Below are 20,608 nucleotides of genomic sequence, written 5' to 3'. Positions count from 1 at the left end.
TCGGTATTATTCGCGCCATTCCCGGCCTCGCTGCCGCTCGTTTAACGAATTAGGGACAATTCATGCGTATCGGTCTTCTGACATCTCTGGCCCTGGCGGTGAGCGCCGGCTTCTGCTCACAGGTCTTGGCCAGTTCCGACGACACCTGCTACCCGCGTTGGTCAATGCTCAAGTACAGCCTCGACGGCTGCAGTAACCTCGCCTTCCTCAACCCGGGCAACGACAGCCGGGTCAACCTGCGCCTGTTGCTCGCCGACCAGGGCGCTTTGCCCCTGGCGCCCAACCCGTTGAGCAACGACGACCTGGGCGCGGGCTTCGGCCCGGTACCGTTCGCCACGACCCGCCTCGACGCCGCCTCTGAGCCGGTCGTCGGTGCCGAACCAGGCAAGCCCGTCGCCGCCCCGCTGGATGAGGCCCTGGGAAAACTCGGTATCACCCGCGAAAACGCCGACACCGCCGTCAGTTCGCTGCTGTCCGGCGAGGGTGGCCGCTGCCGCAGCAACGACGCCGACAGCGCCACGACCTTTATCAACCAGTTGCTGGGCAGCAGCGAACTGCCCGACCCCGAGCGCCAGGCCCTGGCCCGCGCTCGCGTGCAGATGCTCGGCACCTGCGCCTGGGAGCCGGCGCAGCAAGCAAGCCTGGTGCCCGCCGTGCAATCGGCCCAGGGCCAAGCATTTGCCAGCTACCTGAACGGTGCCATCAGCTTCTATAGCGGACGCTTCGCCGACGCCGCCCAGGCCTTCGCCAGCCTGGGCGAAAGCCCGCAACCCTGGCTGAAGGAAACCGCGCAGTACATGCAGGCGCGCACCGCCCTCAACCTGGCGCAACAGAACACCTTCGACAGCGACGGCATGCCGACCAAGGAAGAGGCCGACGCGGCCCAGCTGAAACTGGCCGAAGAAGGTTTCCAGCATTACCTCGTCACCTGGCCCGAGGGCCTCTATGCGACCTCCGCCCGTGGCCTGTTGCGCCGGGTCTACTGGTTGGCGGGGAATGCCGAAAAACAGGCGACCGAATACCTCTGGCAACTGGGCCAGGCCAAGGCCGAACAGCGCAACGTGACGCCTGACGAGCTGGTGCAAGAGATCGACAACAAGATGCTGCTCGGCGGCGGCAAGGTCGAGCAACCCTTGTTCCAGGCCCTCGACGACCTGATGGGCATGCGCCCCGGATACGGCGAGAACGCCACGCCCAAGCTGACCCTGGAAATCCTCCAGGGGCAGAAACCGATCTTCGCCGCGCAACCGGCGCTGTATGACTATTTGCAGGCGGCGTTCCAACTGTATGTCGCGAAAAAACCGGAGCTGGCGCTCAAGAGCCTGCCGACCGAGATCCCGGCGAAACTCGACTACCTCGCCTTCAGCCAGCAGATGCTGCGCGGCCTGGCCCTGGACGCAAAACAGGACGTGAACGGTGCCGAAGCCCTCTGGCTGCAACTGCTGCCGCAGGTCCACCAACCACTGCAACGCGAGCAGGTCGAACTGGCCCTGGCCAATCACTACGAGCGCAACCAGCAGGTGGCCAAGGTGTTTGCCGCCGACTCGCCGATCAAGACCGCGCAGGTGCGTGCCATCCTGTTGCGGCATATCGCCGACGCCGGGCTGCTGCGTCAGGTCGCCCAAGGCGAAGCCTCCACCGAGCGGGATACAGCCCTGTTCGTGCTGCTCTACAAGGACCTGCGCCTGGGCCATTACGCGGACTTCGCCACCGATCTCAAGCAGTTGCCCGCCGAGCCATCGGATACCAAGTTGAGCACCTCGTTGGGTTACACCTACGGCGACGGCCAGCCGCTCAAGCTGTTCCGCTGGAGCGGCGCCAAGGCCGAGTCCGGTTATACCTGCCCGACCATTGGCGAGACGGCGGCGACCTTGCAAGCCGATGCGAAGCAGCCCCAGGCACTGAACTGCCTGGGCGAATTTATCCTGCGCAACAGCCTGGACGGCATGCCCCTGGACAGACAGCGCGGCTCGGATGAGCTGGGCGGGACCGCGTCCTTGTTCAAGGGCAGCACCTTCTCGCGGCTCGACGGTTACCAGAGCGTGATCGGCGATACCAAGGCGTCGGCCACGGATAAGGCCTACGCACTGTTCCGGGCGATCAACTGCTATGCGCCCTCGGGCTACAACAGTTGCGGCGGGAAAGAAGTGACACCGGCGCAGCGCAAGGCCTGGTTCAAACAGCTTAAAACCAGCTATGCCAGCACCCAGTGGGGCAAGTCGCTGCAGTACTACTGGTAAGTGGCCGTGGGTCGCTGGCGCTGGCTGTTGCTGGCCGGGCTGCTGGCGTTGGCCGATGCCCGGGCGGCGGTCGATGCGCGGGACTACGACAGTTTCTGGCTGTGGAGCGGCGTCGCCCCGCAGCCGGTGCTGAGCCGGGCCAAGAGCCTGTACATCCTGCAAGGCCAGGTCAGCGAGTCGCGGCGCTCGCCGCAGCGGACGGTCAACTTTATCGCCCAGGGCATTGCCATTCCACGCCTGACCCGGGGCGAGGTCTGGGTAGTCTATCGCGCCCACACCCTGCGTTGGCCGGAGTCGGTCTATCAGCAGTTGCTCGGCCAGGTGAAACGCTGGCAACAGGCGGACAATCCGGTGGTCGGCATCCAGATCGACTTCGATGCCCGCACCCGCTATCTCGACGAATATGCCGCTTTTCTGCGCGACCTGCGCCAGCGACTGCCGGCGGAGTTGCGCCTGAGCATCACCGGGCTGATGGACTGGAGCAGCAATGCCGACCCGGCGGCCATCGCCCAACTCAAGGGCGTGGTGGATGAGGTGGTGGTGCAGACGTATCAGGGGCGGCACAGCATTCCCGATTACGCCGCGTATCTGCCACGGATGAACCGGCTGGGCGTGCCGTTCAAGATCGGTTTGATCCAGGGCGGCGAGTGGCAGGCACCGGGGTATTTGAAGGGGAATGAGTGGTTTCGGGGGTATGTGGTGTTTCTCCAGAATCCTTAGCGACCGGACAATTCCCTTTCCCTTGCCTGAAGTTTCCTAGAAAATCCTTTCGCCTTGCGCCTGCTGGAAGCGGTCACTAGTCTTCGTCCTATCGCTGCAAAATCAGCGATCCAGGTGTGGAAACCTGAACCTACCAGTAGGCGCGTCAGCGCCACCAAGCTCATTGTCGGCGCTTTTTTTGCTCTGCAATGTGTTCTATGGCGGCTGTGCGCAGGCAGACTTCGGTCTGGCCGGGTTGCCTACTGGTCCGGTTTTCCACCCTGTGTACAGCTGCCACCTTTTCGCCGTGTGGAAACGGCAGAAAGAGGGCTCCCACTTATCACGTAGGAGCTGGACCATGGATAAAAGACTTACACCGGATCCGCCGATCATTTTCCCGGCGTCACGTCGTGTAGAAACTGAAAAACATCACTTCGACGCCGCTGCCGAACGCGCTTTTGCGCACTACGGGCTGCCGCTGAGCGACGACCCACTCAGACCTCACCCAACCTTCTCGCCCTCGCCCACTCGTATCCCCTCGTCACTCAGCGTGGAAGACAAGTTGGTCAACGCGCTGTCGATCCTGCAATCGGCGGCGGCCACGGCTTACGAGTCCGCCGATCAACTCGACGGGGCGAAGCGCAAGTTGGCGATGGGGACGGTGCATCTGATCGAGTTGGCGCAGTCGTGGGTGGACTCGGTGATTGATGAGACGTCGGCAATGGGGACTGCGGGCTGATCCAAAGTCTGTGGCGCCTGTTCCGCCGCCTTCGCGGGCAAGCCCTGCTCCTACAGGTTTGTGTCGTACGCAAAATCTGTGACCGACGCGAAACTGTAGGAGCAGGGCTTGCCCGCGAAGACGGCGGGACAGGCGCCACAAAATCAACGGATGTTCATCACCTGCCGAGTGATGTCGACGACAGGACCTCAGGCATTCAGCCGAAAACTCTCCAGCCAGGCACCCAGCTCGGCCGCCCGCATCGGCTTTGAAATCAGAAACCCCTGCGCCACCTCATAGCCCTGGGCCTGGAGAATCCTTTGCTGGGCCAGGGTTTCCACCCCCTCGGCCACCACCCGCAACTCCAGGCTCTCGCCGATACGAATCACAGCCTCGCTCAGGGCCTGGCTGGTCTCGTCGGTTTCCAGGTCGTGGACAAAACTGCGATCGAGCTTGAGCTCCTGGATCGGCAAGCGCCGCAGGTAGCTCAAACTCGAATAGCCCGTGCCGAAGTCATCCATGGCCAGACGGACCCCAAGGGCATGAATCTCATCGATCGTGCACAAGGTATCCGGGTTGTTGTCCATCAACACACTCTCGGTGATCTCCACCGTCAGGTCCGCCGCCACCAGTCCGTTCTGCGACAAGGCCCGACTGATAAAACGTGGCAGATCACGGTTGTGGAAATTGGTCGGCGAGAGATTCACCGAAATGCTCGGCACTTTCAGGTGCTGACGACGCCAGCTCGCCAGCTGCCGACAAGCCTCACGCACCGACCATTGGCCGAACTCGCCGATCAGGCCGCACTCCTCGGCCATGGGAATGAACGTGCAGGGTGATACCTCGCCGAATTGCGGATGATTCCAACGCGCCAAGGCCTCGATGCCGCACAGGTCCTGATGGTTGAGATCGACCTGCGGCTGATACACCAGATGCAGCTGTTTGCGATCAATCGCCTCACGCAGAGCGGTTTCCAGGCTCAGCCGCCCCTTGGCCATCTGATCCAGCCCGTGACTGAAGAAACTGACGCTGCCCCGTGCGCTGGTCTTGGCCTGGTACATGGCAATGTCGGCCCGTTGCAGCAGGACCTCCATGGTCCGGCCATCCTCGGGAAACATACTGACGCCAATGCTGGCGGACGGCTTGAGGGTCACACCGGCGATCTGGCACGGGACGCTCAGGCAGCTTTTGAGACTGACGAGAAGATCGGTCACTTGCTCCAGCGAGCATTGCGGCAATACCAGCACAAACTCATCGCCGGACAGCCGACAGACAATATCCTGCTTGCGTCGCCGCTCCTGCAAACGCCGGGCGATCATGCACAGGAACTCATCGCCCGCCGCATGCCCAAGGGAGTCGTTGACCTGCTTGAAGCGGTCCAGGTCAATGAAGACCACGGCCAGGCTGCTCTTGCTCCGCACCGAATCGGCAATCGCCTGGTCGGCCTTGGCGTGCAGCATATTGCGATTGGGCAGCCCGGTCAGGTCATCGTAAAACGCCAACTGACGAATATGCGCGCGGGACTCTTCGCGCTCCAGGGCCAGCGCGCAGAGGTGGATCGTGGCATTCACCAGCAGTTGATCCAGCGGGCTCGGCTCGCGCCTCTCCCGGTAGTAGAACGCGAAGGTCCCGAGCACCCGGCCAGAACTGGATTTGATCGGCGTCGACCAACAGGCCTTGAGCCCCAACGGAATCACCTTGTCGCGAAAACCTTCCCAGAACGGGTGATGAGCAATGTCCGCCACAACCACCGGCTCACCGCTGAACGCCGCCGTACCGCAAGACCCCACTTGCGGCCCGATGCGCAAGCCATCCAGCGCATTGGAGTAATGTTCAGGCAAGCTGGGGGCGGCCAGGGGGTGCAAGGTGCCCCCTTCGTCCACCCGCAGAATCGAAGCAATCACGTCAGGGGCAATCCGCTCGACTTCACGGCAGACCAACATCATCAAGGCCGCCAGTGATTCCTCTCGAACCATCGCTTCGAGCACTTTGTGCCGCAGGACTTCCGGCATTCGCGAATGAGTCACGTCAATCAGCACGCTGACGGTATGGGTCAGGTGACCGAGGCTATCGAGCACCGGATAGGTAGTGACATTGCACCAGACACGACGGCCATCATGGCGATAACCGAATTCCTGTGAGTGATATGCCTCACCGCGCCCCAACTGAGCACGGATGGCGGCGATATCTCCCACCTCGAAATAGGGGGCAATCAGGCTGATGGGCGTTCGTCCCACCACGGCGGCTTCGTCATAGCCGAACATCTCGGTGAACCCACCGTTGACGTAGCGGATCTGCCATTGGGCATCCGTGACGATGATTGCGTTTTCGGTGCTGTCGACCACCAGTGACAGTAGATACAGGCGTTCGCGCTCTTCATGCTGGACCGTGATGTCCTTGATGAAGGCGGTGTACATCAACTGGCCGTCGCTCTTGACCTTGGAGATGGACATCGCCCCCCAACGCCGGGCGCCGTCTTTGCGCTCGATCAGCACGTCGCGACTGGTGCCGACGATCTTGTTGAGGCCGCTGCGACGATTGGCATCGATGTAGCCGTCGTGCTCCGCACGGATCAACTGTGGCACCAGGATACTGACGTTCTGCCCGATCACCTCCTCCCGGCTGTACCCCCACAAGGCTTCGGCGGCAGCGTTGAACAGGATGACCCTGTTCTGGCTATCAATGACCACAACACTGTCGATGCTCTGCTCTAGGGTCTGGATGAAAACCTGGGAAAGATCCTGAATGTCAGGCATGGCGGTAGCCCACTCACGGGAAGGAAGACAAACACAGTGTCGGGCTCCCTCCCGGTGCTTCAGGACTTTGTTGATCGCCGCCCCACTCTTGCAGAGATCGGAGGGGGGTTGAATGGCCCTCCCTATCGATGCGCGACAGTAGTAAGGTCGTCATGTAAACACTAATATCAATATGCCTCCATCCGATCATCGGACTATTGACCCGCATCAAAGAACCCCAAAGGACAGATGTAATATCTTCGTCGCGACCCCGCGACGTAGGCGTTCTCAAAAGCATTCTCATTAGCTATAGCGCTGCATCCCCCAACGCTTCACCGTGATTCGCTCCAGGGTGTCGAACACCAGGTTCTCCACCAGCAGGCCGATCAGGATCACCACCGCCAGGCCAGCGAATACCTTGTCGGTGTAGAGCTCGTTGCGGTTCTGGAAGATGTACCAGCCCAACCCGCCCTTGCCGCTGGTGGCGCCGAACACCAATTCGGCCGCGATCAAGGTGCGCCAGGCAAACGCCCAACCAATCTTCAACCCGGCGAGAATCGACGGCAATGCCGCCGGAATCAGGATGAACAGCACAAAACGCAAACCCTTCAAACCATAATTGCGCCCCGCCATGCGCAAGGTCTCCGACACTCCGAGAAACCCGGCATAGGTATTGAGCGCCAGCGCCCAGAGCACCGAGTGCACCAGCACGAAAATCAAACTGTTCTGCCCCAGCCCGAACCAGAGCAACGCCAGCGGCAGCAACGCAATCGCCGGCAACGGGTTGAACATCGAAGTCAGGGTACTCAGCAGATCCCGCCCGAACTGGGTCGACACCGCCAATGTGGTCAAGGCGAACGCCAGGACGATCCCCAGCACATAGCCCTTGAGCAGCACCACCAGGGAAATCCCGACCTTGCTCAGCAACTCACCACTGATCAGGCCGTCGTACAACGCACTCGTCGTCTGCAGAAAACTCGGCAGCAACAGATCGTTGTTCTGATACCGCGCCGCGGCCTCCCAAAGCACCGCCAGCAAGATCAGGATCAGGCTCTTGCGTAACCAGCCCTGTTGCCACAACCGTTGCCCCAGAGGCAGTTCGCGCTCCAGCGGGACCTCGAGCAACGGCTCCAGGACCACTTCATATTCTTCACGCACAGGGGATGAAAGACTCATCGGGCATTCCTCCAGCCGCTCAATAGGCGATGCGGATATCGGCGAAATCCAGTTCGGTTTCAGCCTGCGGGGTTTCGTCGAACAGCAGCCGGTGGATCCGTCGCGCCGACGCCTGGAACTCGACGCCGCCCAGGCTGTGCAGGTTGTACTGATGGCTGTGGATCTCCGCCCGTACCCGACCCGGATGGGGTGACAACAGCAGAATGCGGTTGCCCACCACCAGCGCCTCTTCAATCGAGTGGGTGACGAACAGCAGGGTGAAGCGCACCTCCTCCCAGAGCTGCAGCAACTCCTCCTGCATCTTGCGCCGGGTCAAGGCGTCGAGGGCGGCGAAGGGCTCGTCCATCAGCAGGACTTTGGGTTGCATCGCCAGGGCCCGGGCAATCGCCACCCGGGCTTTCATACCGCCGGACAAGGTGTGCGGATAGGCATCGGCAAAGGCCGACAACCCGACCTTCTCCAGATAATGCAGCGCCCGCTCCTCCGCCTCCCGACGCTTGAGGGTGCCGGACGCCAGCAGCGGAAACATCACGTTCTGCTTGACGGTTTTCCAGGGCGGCAACTGGTCGAATTCCTGGAACACCACGATACGGTCCGGGCCCGGCTCGGTGACGGCCTGGCCTTGCAGGCGGATCTCGCCTTCACAGGGCCGGAGAAACCCGGCCACCGCCTTGAGCAAGGTCGACTTGCCACAGCCCGAAGGCCCGAGCAGCACAAAACGATCTTCGCGGTCGACTTCAAAACTGACCTGATGCGTCGCCCGCACCACCCGCGCCGGCGTGCGGTACTCCAGGCTGACCTGGTCGACCGCCAGCAACGCCGGGGTGGCGACGCTCGGGTTGCTGGCCGTGTGGCCTTGCAAGGGGGCATTCATGTCGGTCAGCTCCCCTGCAACAGTTTGGCGTCCTCGAAGAAGTAGTCCTTCCACGATTCCGGCTTGTGCTTGATGGCGCCCACACGATAGAGGAACTCGGCCAGGGGGTAGGTGTTCTTCGGCGTCACGCTGAATTCGAACTGCGGGTTGTCGATGATTTTCAGCAGCGCCGCACGGTCGATCTTGGCCTTGGTCACCCGCAGGTAGGTGTCCGCCGCCGCGCCTTTGTCCTTCTGCGCGAACTCGGCCGCTTCGGCCAGGGCGTCAACGAAAGCCTTGTAGGTTTTCGGGTTGTCGTTGCGGAATTTCTCCGTGGCGAACAACACCGTCGGCGAGTTCGGCCCGAGCAGGTCGTAGCTGTTGAGCACCACATGCACGTTGGGGTTTTCCAGCGCCTGTTCCTGGAACGGCGGGTTGGAGAAGTGCCCGGTCAATTCGGTGCCGCCGGCGATCAGCGCCGCCGTGGCGTCGGGATGCGGGACGGCGACGGTGTATTTGTCCAGGCGATTGAATTCCTTGTCGCCCCACTGCTTGGCCGCGGCATATTGCAGGAAGCGCGACTGCACGGAAACGCCAACCGCCGGCAAGGCGATGCGGTCCTGGTCGGTGAAGTCGGCGATGGTCTTGACCTTCGGGTTGTTGCTCACCAGGTAGTAGGGAAAGTTGCCCAGGGAAGCGACCGCCTTGACGTTCTGCTTGCCGTAGGTGCGATCCCAGATGGTCAGCAAGGGCCCGACACCCGCACCGGCGATATCCACCGAGCCGGAAAGCAGCGCGTCATTGATCGCCGCGCCGCCGGACAGCTGGGTCCAGTCGACCTTGATATCGATGCCTTCGGCCTTGCCGTATTTCTCGATCAGGTGCTGGTCGCGGACCACGTTGAGCAACAGATAGACGATGCCGAACTGTTCGGCGACGCGGATCTCGCCCTCGGCCTGGGCCGTGGCAGGCGCCAGCAGGCTGCCGGCCAACAGGCTCAAGCCGAGGCCGAGGGAGGTGGTGAGACGGCCGAGTTTCGGCCACAGCGCAAAGGGTGCAGGCATGGGGATGCTCCTTGAAGCGATCGGATCAGAACGGGGCATCGCCCTGGATGGTGGTGCGGTAGAGCTTGCGCCGCAGGTCACTCGGGCAACCGGCGGCCAGGTGCACCAGCGAACGGTTATCCCAGAACACCAGGTCGTGGGGCTGCCACTGATGGCGGTAGATGTTTTCCGGCAACACGCTGTGGGCATACAGCTCGCTCAGCAGCTGGCGACTTTCGTCTTCCGGCAGGCCGACAATCCGCGTGGTGAAACCCTCGCTGACGAACAACCCCTTGCGCCCGGTTTCCGGGTGGGTACGCACGATGGGATGCACCACCTCGGCGACCTGGGCCAGTTGTTCAGGGGTCAGGGTCGGCCGCCAGTTGCCTTCGAATTTGGTCTCGCTGTAACGCGCCGTGTAGGAGTGCGCCGCCGAACGGCCTTCGATCGCCTTGCGCAGGGCCTCGGGCAAGCTGTCCCAGGCCTTGTGCTGGTCGGCAAACAGGGTGTCGCCGCCTTCGGATGGCAGCTCCTGGGCGTGCAGCATCGAACCGAGGCTCGGCAGCTCCTTATAGGAGAGATCGGAATGCCAGAACTTGCCCGCATCGCCCAGGCCGATGTTCTGGCCGTTTTCGACGATGTTGGAAACGATCAGGATCTCCGGGTGCCCGGCCAGCAGGAATTGCTTGAGCACATGAATCTGCAACACGCCAAACCGGCGGCTGAAGGCGATCTGCTGTTCGGGACTGATGCGCTGGTCGCGGAACACCACCACATAGTGATCCAGGTGTGCACGGTGAATGCGCGCAAAGTCCTCGGCATTGAGCGCCTGGCTCAAGTCGAGGCCGACGATTTCAGCGCCCACCGATCCATCAAAGGGGCGGACGTCGAAGTGCTGTGCCGGGGCATCAGCGGTGGTCGAAACGGAAGAAGCCAGGGACATGGAAGGACTCCTGCGCAGGGCACGCTCAGAGGTGCACTTGGTGATCAGACACTCACGCGGGTCGCGTGTGGGTTCAGTTCATACGGCCCACCCAAGGGTCGGTGAGCACGCAGAAATATGACGATATAGATATAAGAGAGATAACTTAAATACTATTAAGGAATATCAATAGGGCCTTTTTCATAAGCGCCCCGGCGCCGAGCCGGTGAGAGGCGATGATTTTTTCACGTGCCCCGAGGACCTCTCCGACACATCCGGATACCTTGAAAACCCGGGTTCTGGAACCTTGTGCAAAACACTGGAGCCGCGGGAAGCAATACGCATCGCCAAGAGGGCGAGTCCCTACAGCCACTTGGGAATCGATTGATAGTTTCAGTGAGGGCTGGTGAAAGAGAATGGCACCATGCAATCATCCGTTATCGCGTGCCTCAGGTGCAGAGAATGGACGGTTTGACAAGCACCCGGGCAGCTTCTAGTGTGCCATCGGATCACCCTTCAACCTTGTTCAAAACAGAGTAGTCGCGTGGCGGAAAAACCGAATCCCTTGAACAGCGTTCACGTCAATGGACCCATACCCGCCCATCTGGCCCGGGCGGTGATTGAGGAGACCTTGCGCAACGCCATCCTGGACGGGCGTCTTCCCTGTGGCCTGGCCTTGCGCCAACAGGAACTGGCGACGCTGTTCGGCGTCAGCCGCATGCCCGTGCGTGAAGCCCTGCGCCAGCTCGAAGCCCAGGAACTCCTGAATGTGGTGCATCACAAGGGGGCCGTGGTTGCCCCTTTGATCGTCGATAATTCCATCGAAGCCTACGACTTGCGGATCCTCCTGGAGACCGAGGCCCTGCGCCTGTCGGTGCCCCTGCTCGATGACAACGACTTCAAGCAGATCGAGGCCTATATCGATCTGCTGGAAACCGAACAGGACTATACCCAGGTCGGACGGCTCAACCGCCTGTTCCACATGGGGCTCTACAGCAAGGCCCCCAATCACAAACTGTTGAAGCTGATCGAGCAGGGCCTGGTGGAAGAAGAACGCTTCCTGCGTTTCAACCTGTCCGCCATGGGGCTGGGCAAACTCTCCCAGGATGACCATCGCGCCCTTCTCAGCGCTGCTCGGGCCGGCGAGATCGAGGTGTGCGTGGAGAATCTGCGACACCACCTGCAACGCGGCATTGAAGTGATTCTGCGTTATCTGGCCCAGGCCCGGTCTTGACCCCCTGAGCCGATACGCCTGTTGGGCCCGGGGTCTGCTGTTCTATCGATGTGCATGGCAGCCCACAGGCTGATGAGACGGGTTGTCGGTGAGCGATAACAACACCGCCGACAAGCTGCCATCAGCTGTTTTCCATGATTTGTGAAAAAGGTCGTGGGCGCACGCCCTGCCACGCGGGATGACCCTATCTATTCACCGCTTCGGACAGGTTTCGCCTCTTCCGGCGATAGCAGAACTGTCCGTTTGGGCACAGGCTTGCTCACCGATAATCAATTGACGAGCGATGTACGGCTCTGCGCATGCAACTTTCGGATTACATCACTCAACCAAGGAGCACTTCCACGCGCCGGAAGTACGGATCAGCCGTGTCTCGGCCACGCCTATCAAACTATTAATCCATCCCATTGAGAGCCAGTTGAATGAGGCATTCCATCATTCATTTAAATTCTGATCGTTATTATTCGGAAGGGGCACTCTCACCCCTAAAAACACGGCATCGCCAGTGTTATCGGGGACACTCATCTATTAAAAAGTGCCACTTACAATTGTTCTAAAAATAACTTGATCCGCGCTGATTATTTGTATTAATTTTTAATGGCTTTCGGGCAACCCCTGTCGCCAAGGCCTTAGCCAGCCTAGACATAGGCGCCCGGCAACACCAAACAAAATACGCTCAAAACGCTTGCACGATGACACTTTGGCGTACGTTAAATACGCCGTGATTCCTCTCGATACTTTCAATTTCTTATTGAGGACTCTGTTCGTCCGCCCGTTAGCCAATGCAACACCGTGACACCGCCATACCGTATAGAAAACACCGTGCAACCTGTCACAGCCCCTTCAACTTCGCAGACACGTGGTGAATATTAATGAGCGCACTAAAGCACCTTCTCGACGCCCGTAAAGAACAACTGACCCAACACCCTGTATTCAGTGAGATTCATTCACTTTCACTCCTTCGACGGTTCATGGAAGTCCATGTCTTTGCGGTCTGGGACTTCATGTCGTTGACCAAGCGCTTGCAACAGGAACTGACCTGTACCACTTTGCCCTGGCTGCCGCCCAGGGACCCCCAGGCCGCACGCCTGATCAATGAAATTGTCCTTGGCGAGGAATCGGACCAACGCGAAGGCCCCGGCCATTGCAGCCACTTCGAGTTGTATCTGGAAGCCATGCGCGAGGTGGGCGCCAGCACCGCCGCCATCGAGCACTTCATCGAACTGCTGCGTGAAGGCGTGACGGTCGACACCGCGCTGCGCACGGTGAACGCCGCGCCGATGGTGATCGGCTTTGTCAGAAACACCCTCGATATCGCCCTCCACGCCTCGGCGCATCAGGTGGCCGCGGCCTTTCTGCACGGCCGGGAAAGTGTCATCCCGCAGATGTTCCAGCGGATTCTCGATGAGTGGGGCATCGATCACGCCCAGGCCCCGACGTTGCGCTACTACCTGCAACGGCATATCGATGTCGACTCCGAGGACCACGGGCCGGCGGCCGAACACTTGCTCGAACGCCTGGTGGGCGGTCAGCCGCAACGCGAGGCGGAGATCTACAGCGCCGCCCTGGCCGCCGTGGACAGCCGCCTGGCGCTGTGGGACGGCTTGCAACTGAGCCTGAGCGAACGCGCCGTCGAGGTGGCCCTCTCATGAACGCCGTCGACTACACCTCCTTCGCCGATGCCTGGGAAAGCCGCGCCAGCATCCGCACCCGCCCACGGCGCCTGCTCGAGGACGACGATCGGCTGATCTATCCCCTGAGCCGCCAGCCCCTGGTCAGCAGCGAGAGTTTCCTCACCCTGTGTCCGGAGCAGCGGGATTTCGTGCTGCTGCAGAGCCTCTACAAATTCATCAATGACGTGGTGATTTTCGAGACCGATATCGTCGACCGCACCGCCCGCAGCATTGCCAAGGGGCGCTTCCCGATCCGCTTTCCGTTCGCCTGTCGTTATGACGCCATGACCGTGGTGGTGGACGAGGATTATCACGCCCTGGTGGCCATGGACTTCATGCAGCAGACCGTGGCCATGACCGGCATCGAGCCCCTTGAGCTGCCCGAGGAAATCGAACTGAGCCGGGCGATCCCGGCGGCCATGGGGATGGCCCCCGAGCACCTGCAAGCGGCCATGGAGCTGATCTGCGTGGCGATCTCGGAAAACACCGTGACCAACGATGTCGCGGCCTTTGCCAAGGACGACACGATCAAACCCTCGATCAAGGGCCTGATGGCCGACCACCTGCTCGACGAAGGCCGGCATGCCGGGTTCTGGACGCGCCTGGTGCGGATCTACTGGCAGACCGCGAGTGAGGACGACCGCGACCTGATCGCGCAGATCCTGCCGGTGTTCATCGTCCATTACCTGACCAACGACATCCAGAAAGCCTTCGACTTCCGCGTGATCGAGCACCTGCCGGTGAGCGAGGCGATTCGCCAGGAACTCAGGCGCGAGGCATTGGGGCTGGCGTATCCGATCAATCGCCACCATCCGCTGGTGATCAATATCGTGCGCTTTCTGCGCAACAGCTCGCTGCTCGATTCGCCCTGTGTTCAGGACGCCTTGAGCGACTACCTGATCTAGCCAAGGAGATCATCATGAGACGTCTCACCCTTTTGCTCGTCGGTAGCAGCCAGGCGCTGGATGAATTGCTCCGCGAGCTGGAACAGCACGGTCATTCGATTCAACGCCTGAGTCACGCACAGGCCATCGAAGCACAACCGCCGGGCGCGGCGGATCTGTTGATCGAAGATGGCAGCCTGGTGCTGCACACCAGTTGGCGGCGCGACCTCGGCGCCTGCATTCACCTGGCCCTGCGCCTGGAACAAGGGCCCGTGGCGCCCCAGGGCCTGCCCGCACTCAGCCTGCTTTGCCGGCTGGTCGAGGAGGACGGGAGCCGCCTGATCCAGCGCCTGGGGGTTGATCAGGACGGCTCCGGAAACGGCCAGGCGCTACGCCTCGCCGCAGTCCAGGCATTGGTGGAGCGGGTGGCCTTGCAGGTCAGCCGCTATTCCCGTGACGCCGATTACTTTGCCGAGGCCGCCACGTTGCCATCGGCGTCGGAGCACCCGGAACAGGATCTGCGCAGGCTTGAGACGCTGGCTTTCGAACACCGTCTCAACCAGACCGCCCGCCCCGAGTTGCTGGCCCTGGCCCAGGTGTCGGTCATCGAGCATATCGAAAGCAGCCTGCTGCGTTTCGCCGAACGCCCCGCGCTGACCCTGGACGGGGTGTCGCTGACCTACCGGGAACTGCACGACCTGAGCCGGACGATCCAGCAAAGTCTGCTGGCCCGGCTCGATGCCCTGGGACCGTTCACCGAACCGCCGGTGATCGGGCTCTGCCAGCACAAGAGCCCCGCGCTGTATGCCAGCATCCTGGCGATTCTCGGGGCCGGCGCGGTGTATCTGCCGCTGGACCCGGGCCACCCGCTGCAACGCCAACTGTTCGTTCTCAAGGATGCCGGCGCCAGCCTGCTGCTGCATGACGGACAATCTTCCCTGGCCGAACAGCTGCCGGCCCTGGATGTCCGTGGCCTGGCGCAAAAACCGACTGATCAGCCCCTGGTGCGCCAGGCACGCGCCCCCCAGGCACCCTGCCTGGCGCTCTATACCTCGGGCACCACCGGACAGCCCAAGGGCGTGCTGCTCAGCCAGCACAACCTCAGCCACTTCACCGCCTGGTATGCCGACTATGTGCAGCTCAGCGAAACCAGTCGGGTGCTGCAGTTCTCCACCTTGAGTTTCGACTCGTCGCTGATCGACATCTTCCCGACCCTGGTCAGCGGCGCGGCGCTGGTGGTGCCGACTGAAGACCAGCGTCGCGATCCCTTGCAACTGTTGGCGCTGATTCGCGGGCAACGGCTCAGCCATGCCTTCCTGCCGCCGGCACTGCTGAGTATCCTGCCGCTGGACACGCCCCTGGGCCTGAGCCATGTGATGACCGGCGGTGACGTGTGCGAACCGGATGTCATCGAGAAGCTCTCGACCCAGTGCCATTTCTATAATCTCTACGGCCCTACCGAGACCACCGTGCTGGTCACCGCCAGGCGCTTCCAGCCCGGCTCCGGCAATCGCAGCCTGGGCCAGGCCATCGCCAACAGCCAGGTGCTGATTCTCGACGAACAGCGCCAGCCAGTCGCCGAGCAGACCGTCGGCGAGTTGTATATCGCCGGCCCCGGGGTCGGCCTCGGTTACCTGAACAATCCCGACAAGACGGCGGACAGTTACCTGCAACTGGCGCTGGGCCAGGGCGAAAGCCTGCGTGCCTACCGCACCGGCGACATGGCCAAGTGGACCGGCGAAGGCATCGAGCTGTGCGGGCGCCGGGACAACCAGGTGAAGATTCGCGGCTTCCGGGTCGAGCCGGAGGAGATCGAGCAGTGCCTGCGCGACAGCCGGCTGTACCGCCAGATCGCGGTGGTCATCGATCCCCGGCGGCGGGTGCTGGCCTTTATGAGCCAGCCGCAGTCTGCCGGCGGCCAGGACGCCCTCAGGCAGCATGCCGAGCGCTACTTGCCGGACTATATGCAACCGACCGTCTACACCGAGCTGGCCAGCCTGCCTTCGGCCAGCAACGGCAAGATCGACCGCGGGGCGTTGCTCAAGCTGCCGGTGGAGACGCCCGAAAACAGCCGCCGCCGGTTACCCGCCACGGCGGACGAAAGTCGCCTGCTGGAACTCTGGGCCGAGCTGCTGGAACTGCCTGTCGAAGATATCTCCACCGACGAGAGCTTCTTCAACCTGGGCGGCCACTCGATCCTGTTGTCGAAAATGCTGCTGGGTATTCGCGAGCAGTATGGCCGGGGTATCTCCATCAACCGCTTTATCGAGGAACCGACCCTGTGCCGCCTGGCGATGCTGGTCGGTGGCGCCGCCACCAGCCAGGCCCTGAGCGAGCAGATCCTGATCGATGTCGAGCGGGAACTGGGACTCAACGTATTGCCCGCTGATCGCACCGGTGATGTGAACAAGGTGGTGGTGACCGGCGCCAACAGTTTTGTCGGCGTGCATCTGGTCGAAGCGCTGCTGGCCGGCGGGGCCGTCGAGGTCGCCTGCCTGGTCCGCGACAGCGCCGCGGAACCGGCGGCCGAGCGCTTTGCCCGGGCCCTGCGGGAAAACCGCCTGGAGCACCTGGATCTGAGCCGGGTGCGGGTCCATGCCGCCGACCTGACCCGTCCTCTGTTGGGACTCGCCCCGGCGGTCTATGAACGGATCGATCGCGAGTTCGGCGCCCTGGTGCACAACGCGGCCAACGTCAACCACGTACTCGACTACGAGTCGCTGGCACCCGATAACGTCGATCCGCTGTTCGAATGCCTGCGCCTGTGCGAGGGGCGCAGCAAGAAGATCTTCAACTTCATCTCGACGCTGTCGGCCTCCAGCAGTACCGATGCCGAGGGTCGGGTGCTCGAGCAACCGGCGGCCCAGACACCGCCGATCTATATCCGCAACGGCTACAACCTGAGCAAGTGGGTCGGCGAGCGGATCCTGCAACGGGCCCGCGAGCAAGGCGCCTGGGTCAACCTCTACCGGCCCGGCAATATCAGCTTCAACAGCCGCACCGGGGTCAGCCAACCCCACAAGAACCGATTGATGCTGATGCTCAAGGGCTCGCTGCAGTTGGGCCAGGTGCCCGCCCTGGAGCTCAATTTCGACCTGATGCCGGTGGACTTCCTCGCCCGCTTCATCGCCGTGCACGGCCGACGTACCAGCGCCCACGGGGTGTTCAACCTGCATAACCCGCAACCCCTGAGCTGGGCCGACTACATGGCCTCGTTCCGTGAAGCCGGCCATGACTTCCAGCTGGTCAGTGTCGCCGACTGGCAGCGCCAGTTACACCGGGTCGACAGCAACAATGCGCTGTTCGAAGTCCTCGGTTTCTACCTCAACGGTTTCGAAGAGGACATCGGCGACATCTCGGCCATCGGCCATGCCCATGCCGCCGCAGCCGTGCGCGAGATGGGCGAGCAATACCCGGCCAAGACCCCGGCGCTGCTGCGCAAGGGCTGCGACTACCTCAAACAGATTCAATTCATCTGATTCACCCCCACCCACAAGGAGTTACATCATGAATAACCTGCAACCCGATAGCCTGATCCGCAATCCACAAGGCAGCCCGGTGATTTCATCGGTGGAAGTGGCCCGCGACGCCGCTACGGTCTGGGCCGTGGTCGGCGATTTCGGTGGCTTTGCGGCGTTTATCACGGCGCTGGAGCGCATCGAGATCACCGGCGAAGGCGTCGGCTCGCTGCGCAAGAAGTTCTTCAAGGACGGTAACCTGGTGGTCGAGCAGCTCAACTCGCGGGACGAGCAGGCACGGCGGATGACCTGGACGACGATCTACAACACCCTGGGGGTTGGTCAGCTGTGGGCGTCGATGACGGTCGAGGCGCTGGATGCGGACCGCAGCCGCGCAACCTGGACCATCATTGCCGAACCGGCCAGTGGTGGTGAGGAGGCGCTGCCGGGGTTCCGCAGTTTTGTTCAGGGGTTTGCCGATGATGCGATGAACAATGTGCGGACGTTGTTGGCCTGATAGGTTCTGATAGCGCGTAGTAGGTGTCCTTGAGGGACTCTTCGCGGGCAAGCCCTGCTCCTACAGTACAGCGTCAATCACAGATTTCGTGTACGACATAAACCTGTAGGAGCAGGGCTTGCCCGCGAAGGCGGCCTCAAGACCGCCAAAAGCCTCGTAGACAAGCCCGGCTATCAGATCCTGAAACTGTCCACCAACTGCTTCAACCGTCCGGCCTGCTGCGCCAAGGCATCGCAATCCTTCAAGGTTTCATTCAGGTTGGCCACACCTTGCTGGTTCAGCAGGTTGATCTGGTTGATATCGACGTTGAGGGTTTCCACCACCGCGGTCTGCTCCTCGGTCGCGGCCGCCACCGACTGGTTCATCCCGTCGATCTCGGTAATCCGCTGGGTCACGCTGACCAGACGGGCACCGGCCTGGTTGGCGACTTCAACGCTCTCTTCGCTGGACACCTGGCTGGCGTTCATGGTCGTCACCGCTTCCCGCGAACCGACCTGCAGCGAGGTGATCATCTTGTGGATTTCCTCCGCCGATTCCTGGGTCCGGTGGGCCAGGTTACGCACCTCATCGGCCACCACGGCAAACCCGCGTCCCGCTTCGCCCGCCCGCGCCGCTTCAATCGCCGCGTTGAGGGCCAGCAGGTTGGTCTGCTGGGAGATGCCCTTGATCACATCAAGAATGTGCCCGATGTTATCGGTGCTGGCGTTCAGCGTTTCGATCTGGGTGCAGGACAGGCTGATCTTCTGCGACAGCTCGGTCATCGCCAGGATGGTTTTTTCCACCACCTGACGCCCGTCGTCCGCCTGCTCGCTGGCGCCACTGGCGTGTTGCGAAGCATCGGCGGCGTTGCGGGCGATCTCCTGGGTGGCCGCCCCCAGCTCGTTGATGGCCGCCGCCACGCTGTTGGTCCGTGCGCTCTGCTCATCGGAACCGATGATCGAGGCATTCGAGGAGTTCATCACCCGCTGGGACAGGTCGTGCACCTGGCGCGTGGCCGAGGACACTTCACTGATGGAGGCGTGGATGCGCTCGACGAACTGGTTGAAGGAACCGGCGAGTTCGCCGAACTCGTCCCGGTTCTCGATGCTCAGGCGGCGGGTCAGGTCGCCCTCGCCCTGGGCGATGTCCTGCATCGCACGACCCATGGTGGTCAACGGACGCATCAGGAACTGGATCAACAGGGTCAGCAGCACCGCGATCGCCACCACGGCAATCAACATCGCGATCAACGCCGAAGTCCGGAACTTGCTCAGTGGCGCGTAGGCCTTGTCCCGGTCGATGGACAGACCGATATACCAGTCCGCCGAAGGCAGGCCCACCACCGGTGTGAACGAGATAATCCGTTCCTGGTTGTTCAGGGTGACTTCCTGGATGCCCTTGGTAATCCGCAGCCCGGAGTTCGGGTAGAGGTCCTTGAGGTTCTTCATCACCTGGTCTTTGTCCGGGCTGACGATTACCTGCCCGTCGCCGCTGACCAGGAAGGCCTGGCCAATCCCGCCGAAGTCCACCGAGTTGATGATCTTCACCAGGGTCTCCAGGCTCAGGTCACCCCCCACCACACCGAGCAATTGCCCGTTGCTCTTCACCGGCAGGGCGATGGTCACCACCAACCCGCCGACCGAGGCCATATAGGGCGGAGTGAGCATGGTCTTGTCCGCCACGACAGCGGATTTGTACCAGGGGCGCTGACGTGGATCGTAGCCGTCGGGCATCTTCGCGTCAGGACGCTGGGTGAAGGTGCCATCGGTCTGACCGACATAGGTGAACTGGAAGTTGGAGGTCAATGCCGGTTGATCGACCAGGCCCGGGTAATCGGCCTTGCTGCCCTGATGGGCCAGGTTCTGCGCCAGGTTCTCCAGTACCAGGATCCGCCCGCCCAACCAGTTCTGCACGCTGCTGGCGGTCAGGTCACCGGCTTGCTGGACGGAGGACTCGAGATTCTGCCGGATGGTACTGCGCTGTAGATAGTCGTTGTAGAACGTGAACAGCGCAAAGGCGAGAACCACGACACCAGAGGCGGCCAAAAGGATTTTATGGCTGAATTTCAGATTCATTTCATGGACTTCTTATTATGCCGAAAATGGGGATGCGTGCGGGTGCAACACTCGTTGGGGGGCGCAGGCAGCGTTCTATGACTGCTCCACTTTGGTGCACGCATCATTCACCATACTGTCGGCACCATGGGATGAAAACTTAGCTCATTTCAGGAAATGTCTGGAGGATTTTTTGCACGCCCAAAACAAAACCCCCGTCTGCGTGAGCAGACGGGGGTTTCGGAATTCAATCTTGACGATGACCTACTCTCACATGGGGAAACCCCACACTACCATCGGCGATGCATCGTTTCACTGCTGAGTTCGGGATGGGATCAGGTGGTTCCAATGCTCTATGGTCGTCAAGAAATTCTGTGGCCAGACCCGCCACCGGAGGGCGTGTCAGCAAAATCGGGAACTTCTACT

14 protein-coding genes and 1 rRNA gene are annotated in these 20,608 nt (G+C 61.6%); 8 read left to right on the top strand and 7 right to left on the bottom strand.

The annotated features are described in order from the left end of the window. The first annotated feature begins 62 nt into the window (after nucleotides 1-62). The 3 genes from M5C56_RS24690 (at nucleotide 63) to M5C56_RS24680 (ending at nucleotide 3,678) form a co-directional block, all read left to right on the top strand. Nucleotides 63-2,240 (top strand): outer membrane assembly lipoprotein YfiO, encoded by a 2,178-nt coding sequence (locus M5C56_RS24690; RefSeq protein ID WP_103498483.1) that lies wholly within the window; start codon nucleotides 63-65, stop codon nucleotides 2,238-2,240. Between the two features lie 6 nt (nucleotides 2,241-2,246). Then, complete coding sequence (locus tag M5C56_RS24685) at nucleotides 2,247-2,960, top strand: DUF3142 domain-containing protein (RefSeq protein WP_103498482.1); 714 nt, start codon at nucleotides 2,247-2,249, stop codon at nucleotides 2,958-2,960. Between the two features lie 337 nt (nucleotides 2,961-3,297). Continuing rightward, nucleotides 3,298-3,678 carry a hypothetical protein gene (locus tag M5C56_RS24680; protein ID WP_103498481.1) on the top strand — a complete coding sequence of 127 codons (381 nt, stop codon included), beginning with the start codon at nucleotides 3,298-3,300 and terminating at the stop codon, nucleotides 3,676-3,678. 188 nt (nucleotides 3,679-3,866) lie between these two features. On the opposite strand, the gene M5C56_RS24675 is transcribed toward M5C56_RS24680, so the two are convergent. The 5 genes from M5C56_RS24675 to M5C56_RS24655 all read right to left on the bottom strand — a co-directional run bounded on the left by M5C56_RS24675 (nucleotide 3,867) and on the right by M5C56_RS24655 (nucleotide 10,407). Continuing rightward, on the bottom strand, nucleotides 3,867-6,413 hold the full coding sequence (locus M5C56_RS24675; RefSeq protein ID WP_103499539.1) for an EAL domain-containing protein: 2,547 nt from the start codon (nucleotides 6,411-6,413) through the stop codon (nucleotides 3,867-3,869). A 282-nt stretch (nucleotides 6,414-6,695) separates the two neighbouring features. Further along, entirely contained in the window at nucleotides 6,696-7,568 is an 873-nt protein-coding gene (locus M5C56_RS24670) for an ABC transporter permease (RefSeq protein ID WP_103499538.1), read from the bottom strand. Nucleotides 7,569-7,587: 19 nt separating this feature from the next. Beyond that, complete coding sequence (locus tag M5C56_RS24665) at nucleotides 7,588-8,442, bottom strand: ABC transporter ATP-binding protein (protein WP_103499537.1); 855 nt, start codon at nucleotides 8,440-8,442, stop codon at nucleotides 7,588-7,590. Between the two features lie 5 nt (nucleotides 8,443-8,447). After that, the gene (locus tag M5C56_RS24660; RefSeq protein WP_103499536.1) at nucleotides 8,448-9,485 is read right to left on the bottom strand and encodes an ABC transporter substrate-binding protein; all 1,038 of its coding nucleotides are present in this window, start codon (nucleotides 9,483-9,485) and stop codon (nucleotides 8,448-8,450) included. Between the two features lie 25 nt (nucleotides 9,486-9,510). Beyond that, a complete protein-coding gene (locus M5C56_RS24655; RefSeq protein WP_103499535.1) occupies nucleotides 9,511-10,407 on the bottom strand; it encodes a TauD/TfdA family dioxygenase in 897 nt (298 codons plus the stop codon). 523 nt (nucleotides 10,408-10,930) lie between these two features. Here M5C56_RS24655 and M5C56_RS24650 point away from each other — a divergent pair. The 5 genes from M5C56_RS24650 (at nucleotide 10,931) to M5C56_RS24630 (ending at nucleotide 18,149) form a co-directional block, all read left to right on the top strand. Next, complete coding sequence (locus M5C56_RS24650; protein WP_103499534.1) at nucleotides 10,931-11,620, top strand: GntR family transcriptional regulator; 690 nt, start codon at nucleotides 10,931-10,933, stop codon at nucleotides 11,618-11,620. A gap of 869 nt (nucleotides 11,621-12,489) precedes the next feature. Beyond that, the gene (locus tag M5C56_RS24645) at nucleotides 12,490-13,269 is read left to right on the top strand and encodes a DUF3050 domain-containing protein (RefSeq protein WP_103499533.1); all 780 of its coding nucleotides are present in this window, start codon (nucleotides 12,490-12,492) and stop codon (nucleotides 13,267-13,269) included. Then, entirely contained in the window at nucleotides 13,266-14,195 is a 930-nt protein-coding gene (locus M5C56_RS24640) for a diiron oxygenase (protein WP_103499532.1), read from the top strand. The genes M5C56_RS24645 and M5C56_RS24640 overlap by 4 nt, the downstream gene beginning before the upstream one ends. Before the next feature lie 14 nt (nucleotides 14,196-14,209). Beyond that, on the top strand, nucleotides 14,210-17,653 hold the full coding sequence (locus tag M5C56_RS24635; RefSeq protein ID WP_103499531.1) for an amino acid adenylation domain-containing protein: 3,444 nt from the start codon (nucleotides 14,210-14,212) through the stop codon (nucleotides 17,651-17,653). Between the two features lie 28 nt (nucleotides 17,654-17,681). Then, the gene (locus tag M5C56_RS24630) at nucleotides 17,682-18,149 is read left to right on the top strand and encodes an SRPBCC family protein (protein ID WP_103499530.1); all 468 of its coding nucleotides are present in this window, start codon (nucleotides 17,682-17,684) and stop codon (nucleotides 18,147-18,149) included. Between the two features lie 173 nt (nucleotides 18,150-18,322). On the opposite strand, the gene M5C56_RS24625 is transcribed toward M5C56_RS24630, so the two are convergent. Continuing rightward, a complete protein-coding gene (locus M5C56_RS24625; RefSeq protein ID WP_103499820.1) occupies nucleotides 18,323-20,203 on the bottom strand; it encodes a methyl-accepting chemotaxis protein in 1,881 nt (626 codons plus the stop codon). Between the two features lie 230 nt (nucleotides 20,204-20,433). Then, nucleotides 20,434-20,549: ribosomal RNA gene (rrf, locus tag M5C56_RS24620) — 5S ribosomal RNA — on the bottom strand. Between the last annotated feature and the right edge of the window lie 59 nt (nucleotides 20,550-20,608).

The organism is Pseudomonas sp. MWU13-2862 (genome assembly GCF_023242495.1).
Taxonomy (GTDB): domain Bacteria; phylum Pseudomonadota; class Gammaproteobacteria; order Pseudomonadales; family Pseudomonadaceae; genus Aquipseudomonas; species Aquipseudomonas gingeri_D.
The sequence above is the reverse complement of the archived record's forward strand: the minus strand, read 5'-3'. Positions and strand labels throughout refer to the sequence as shown.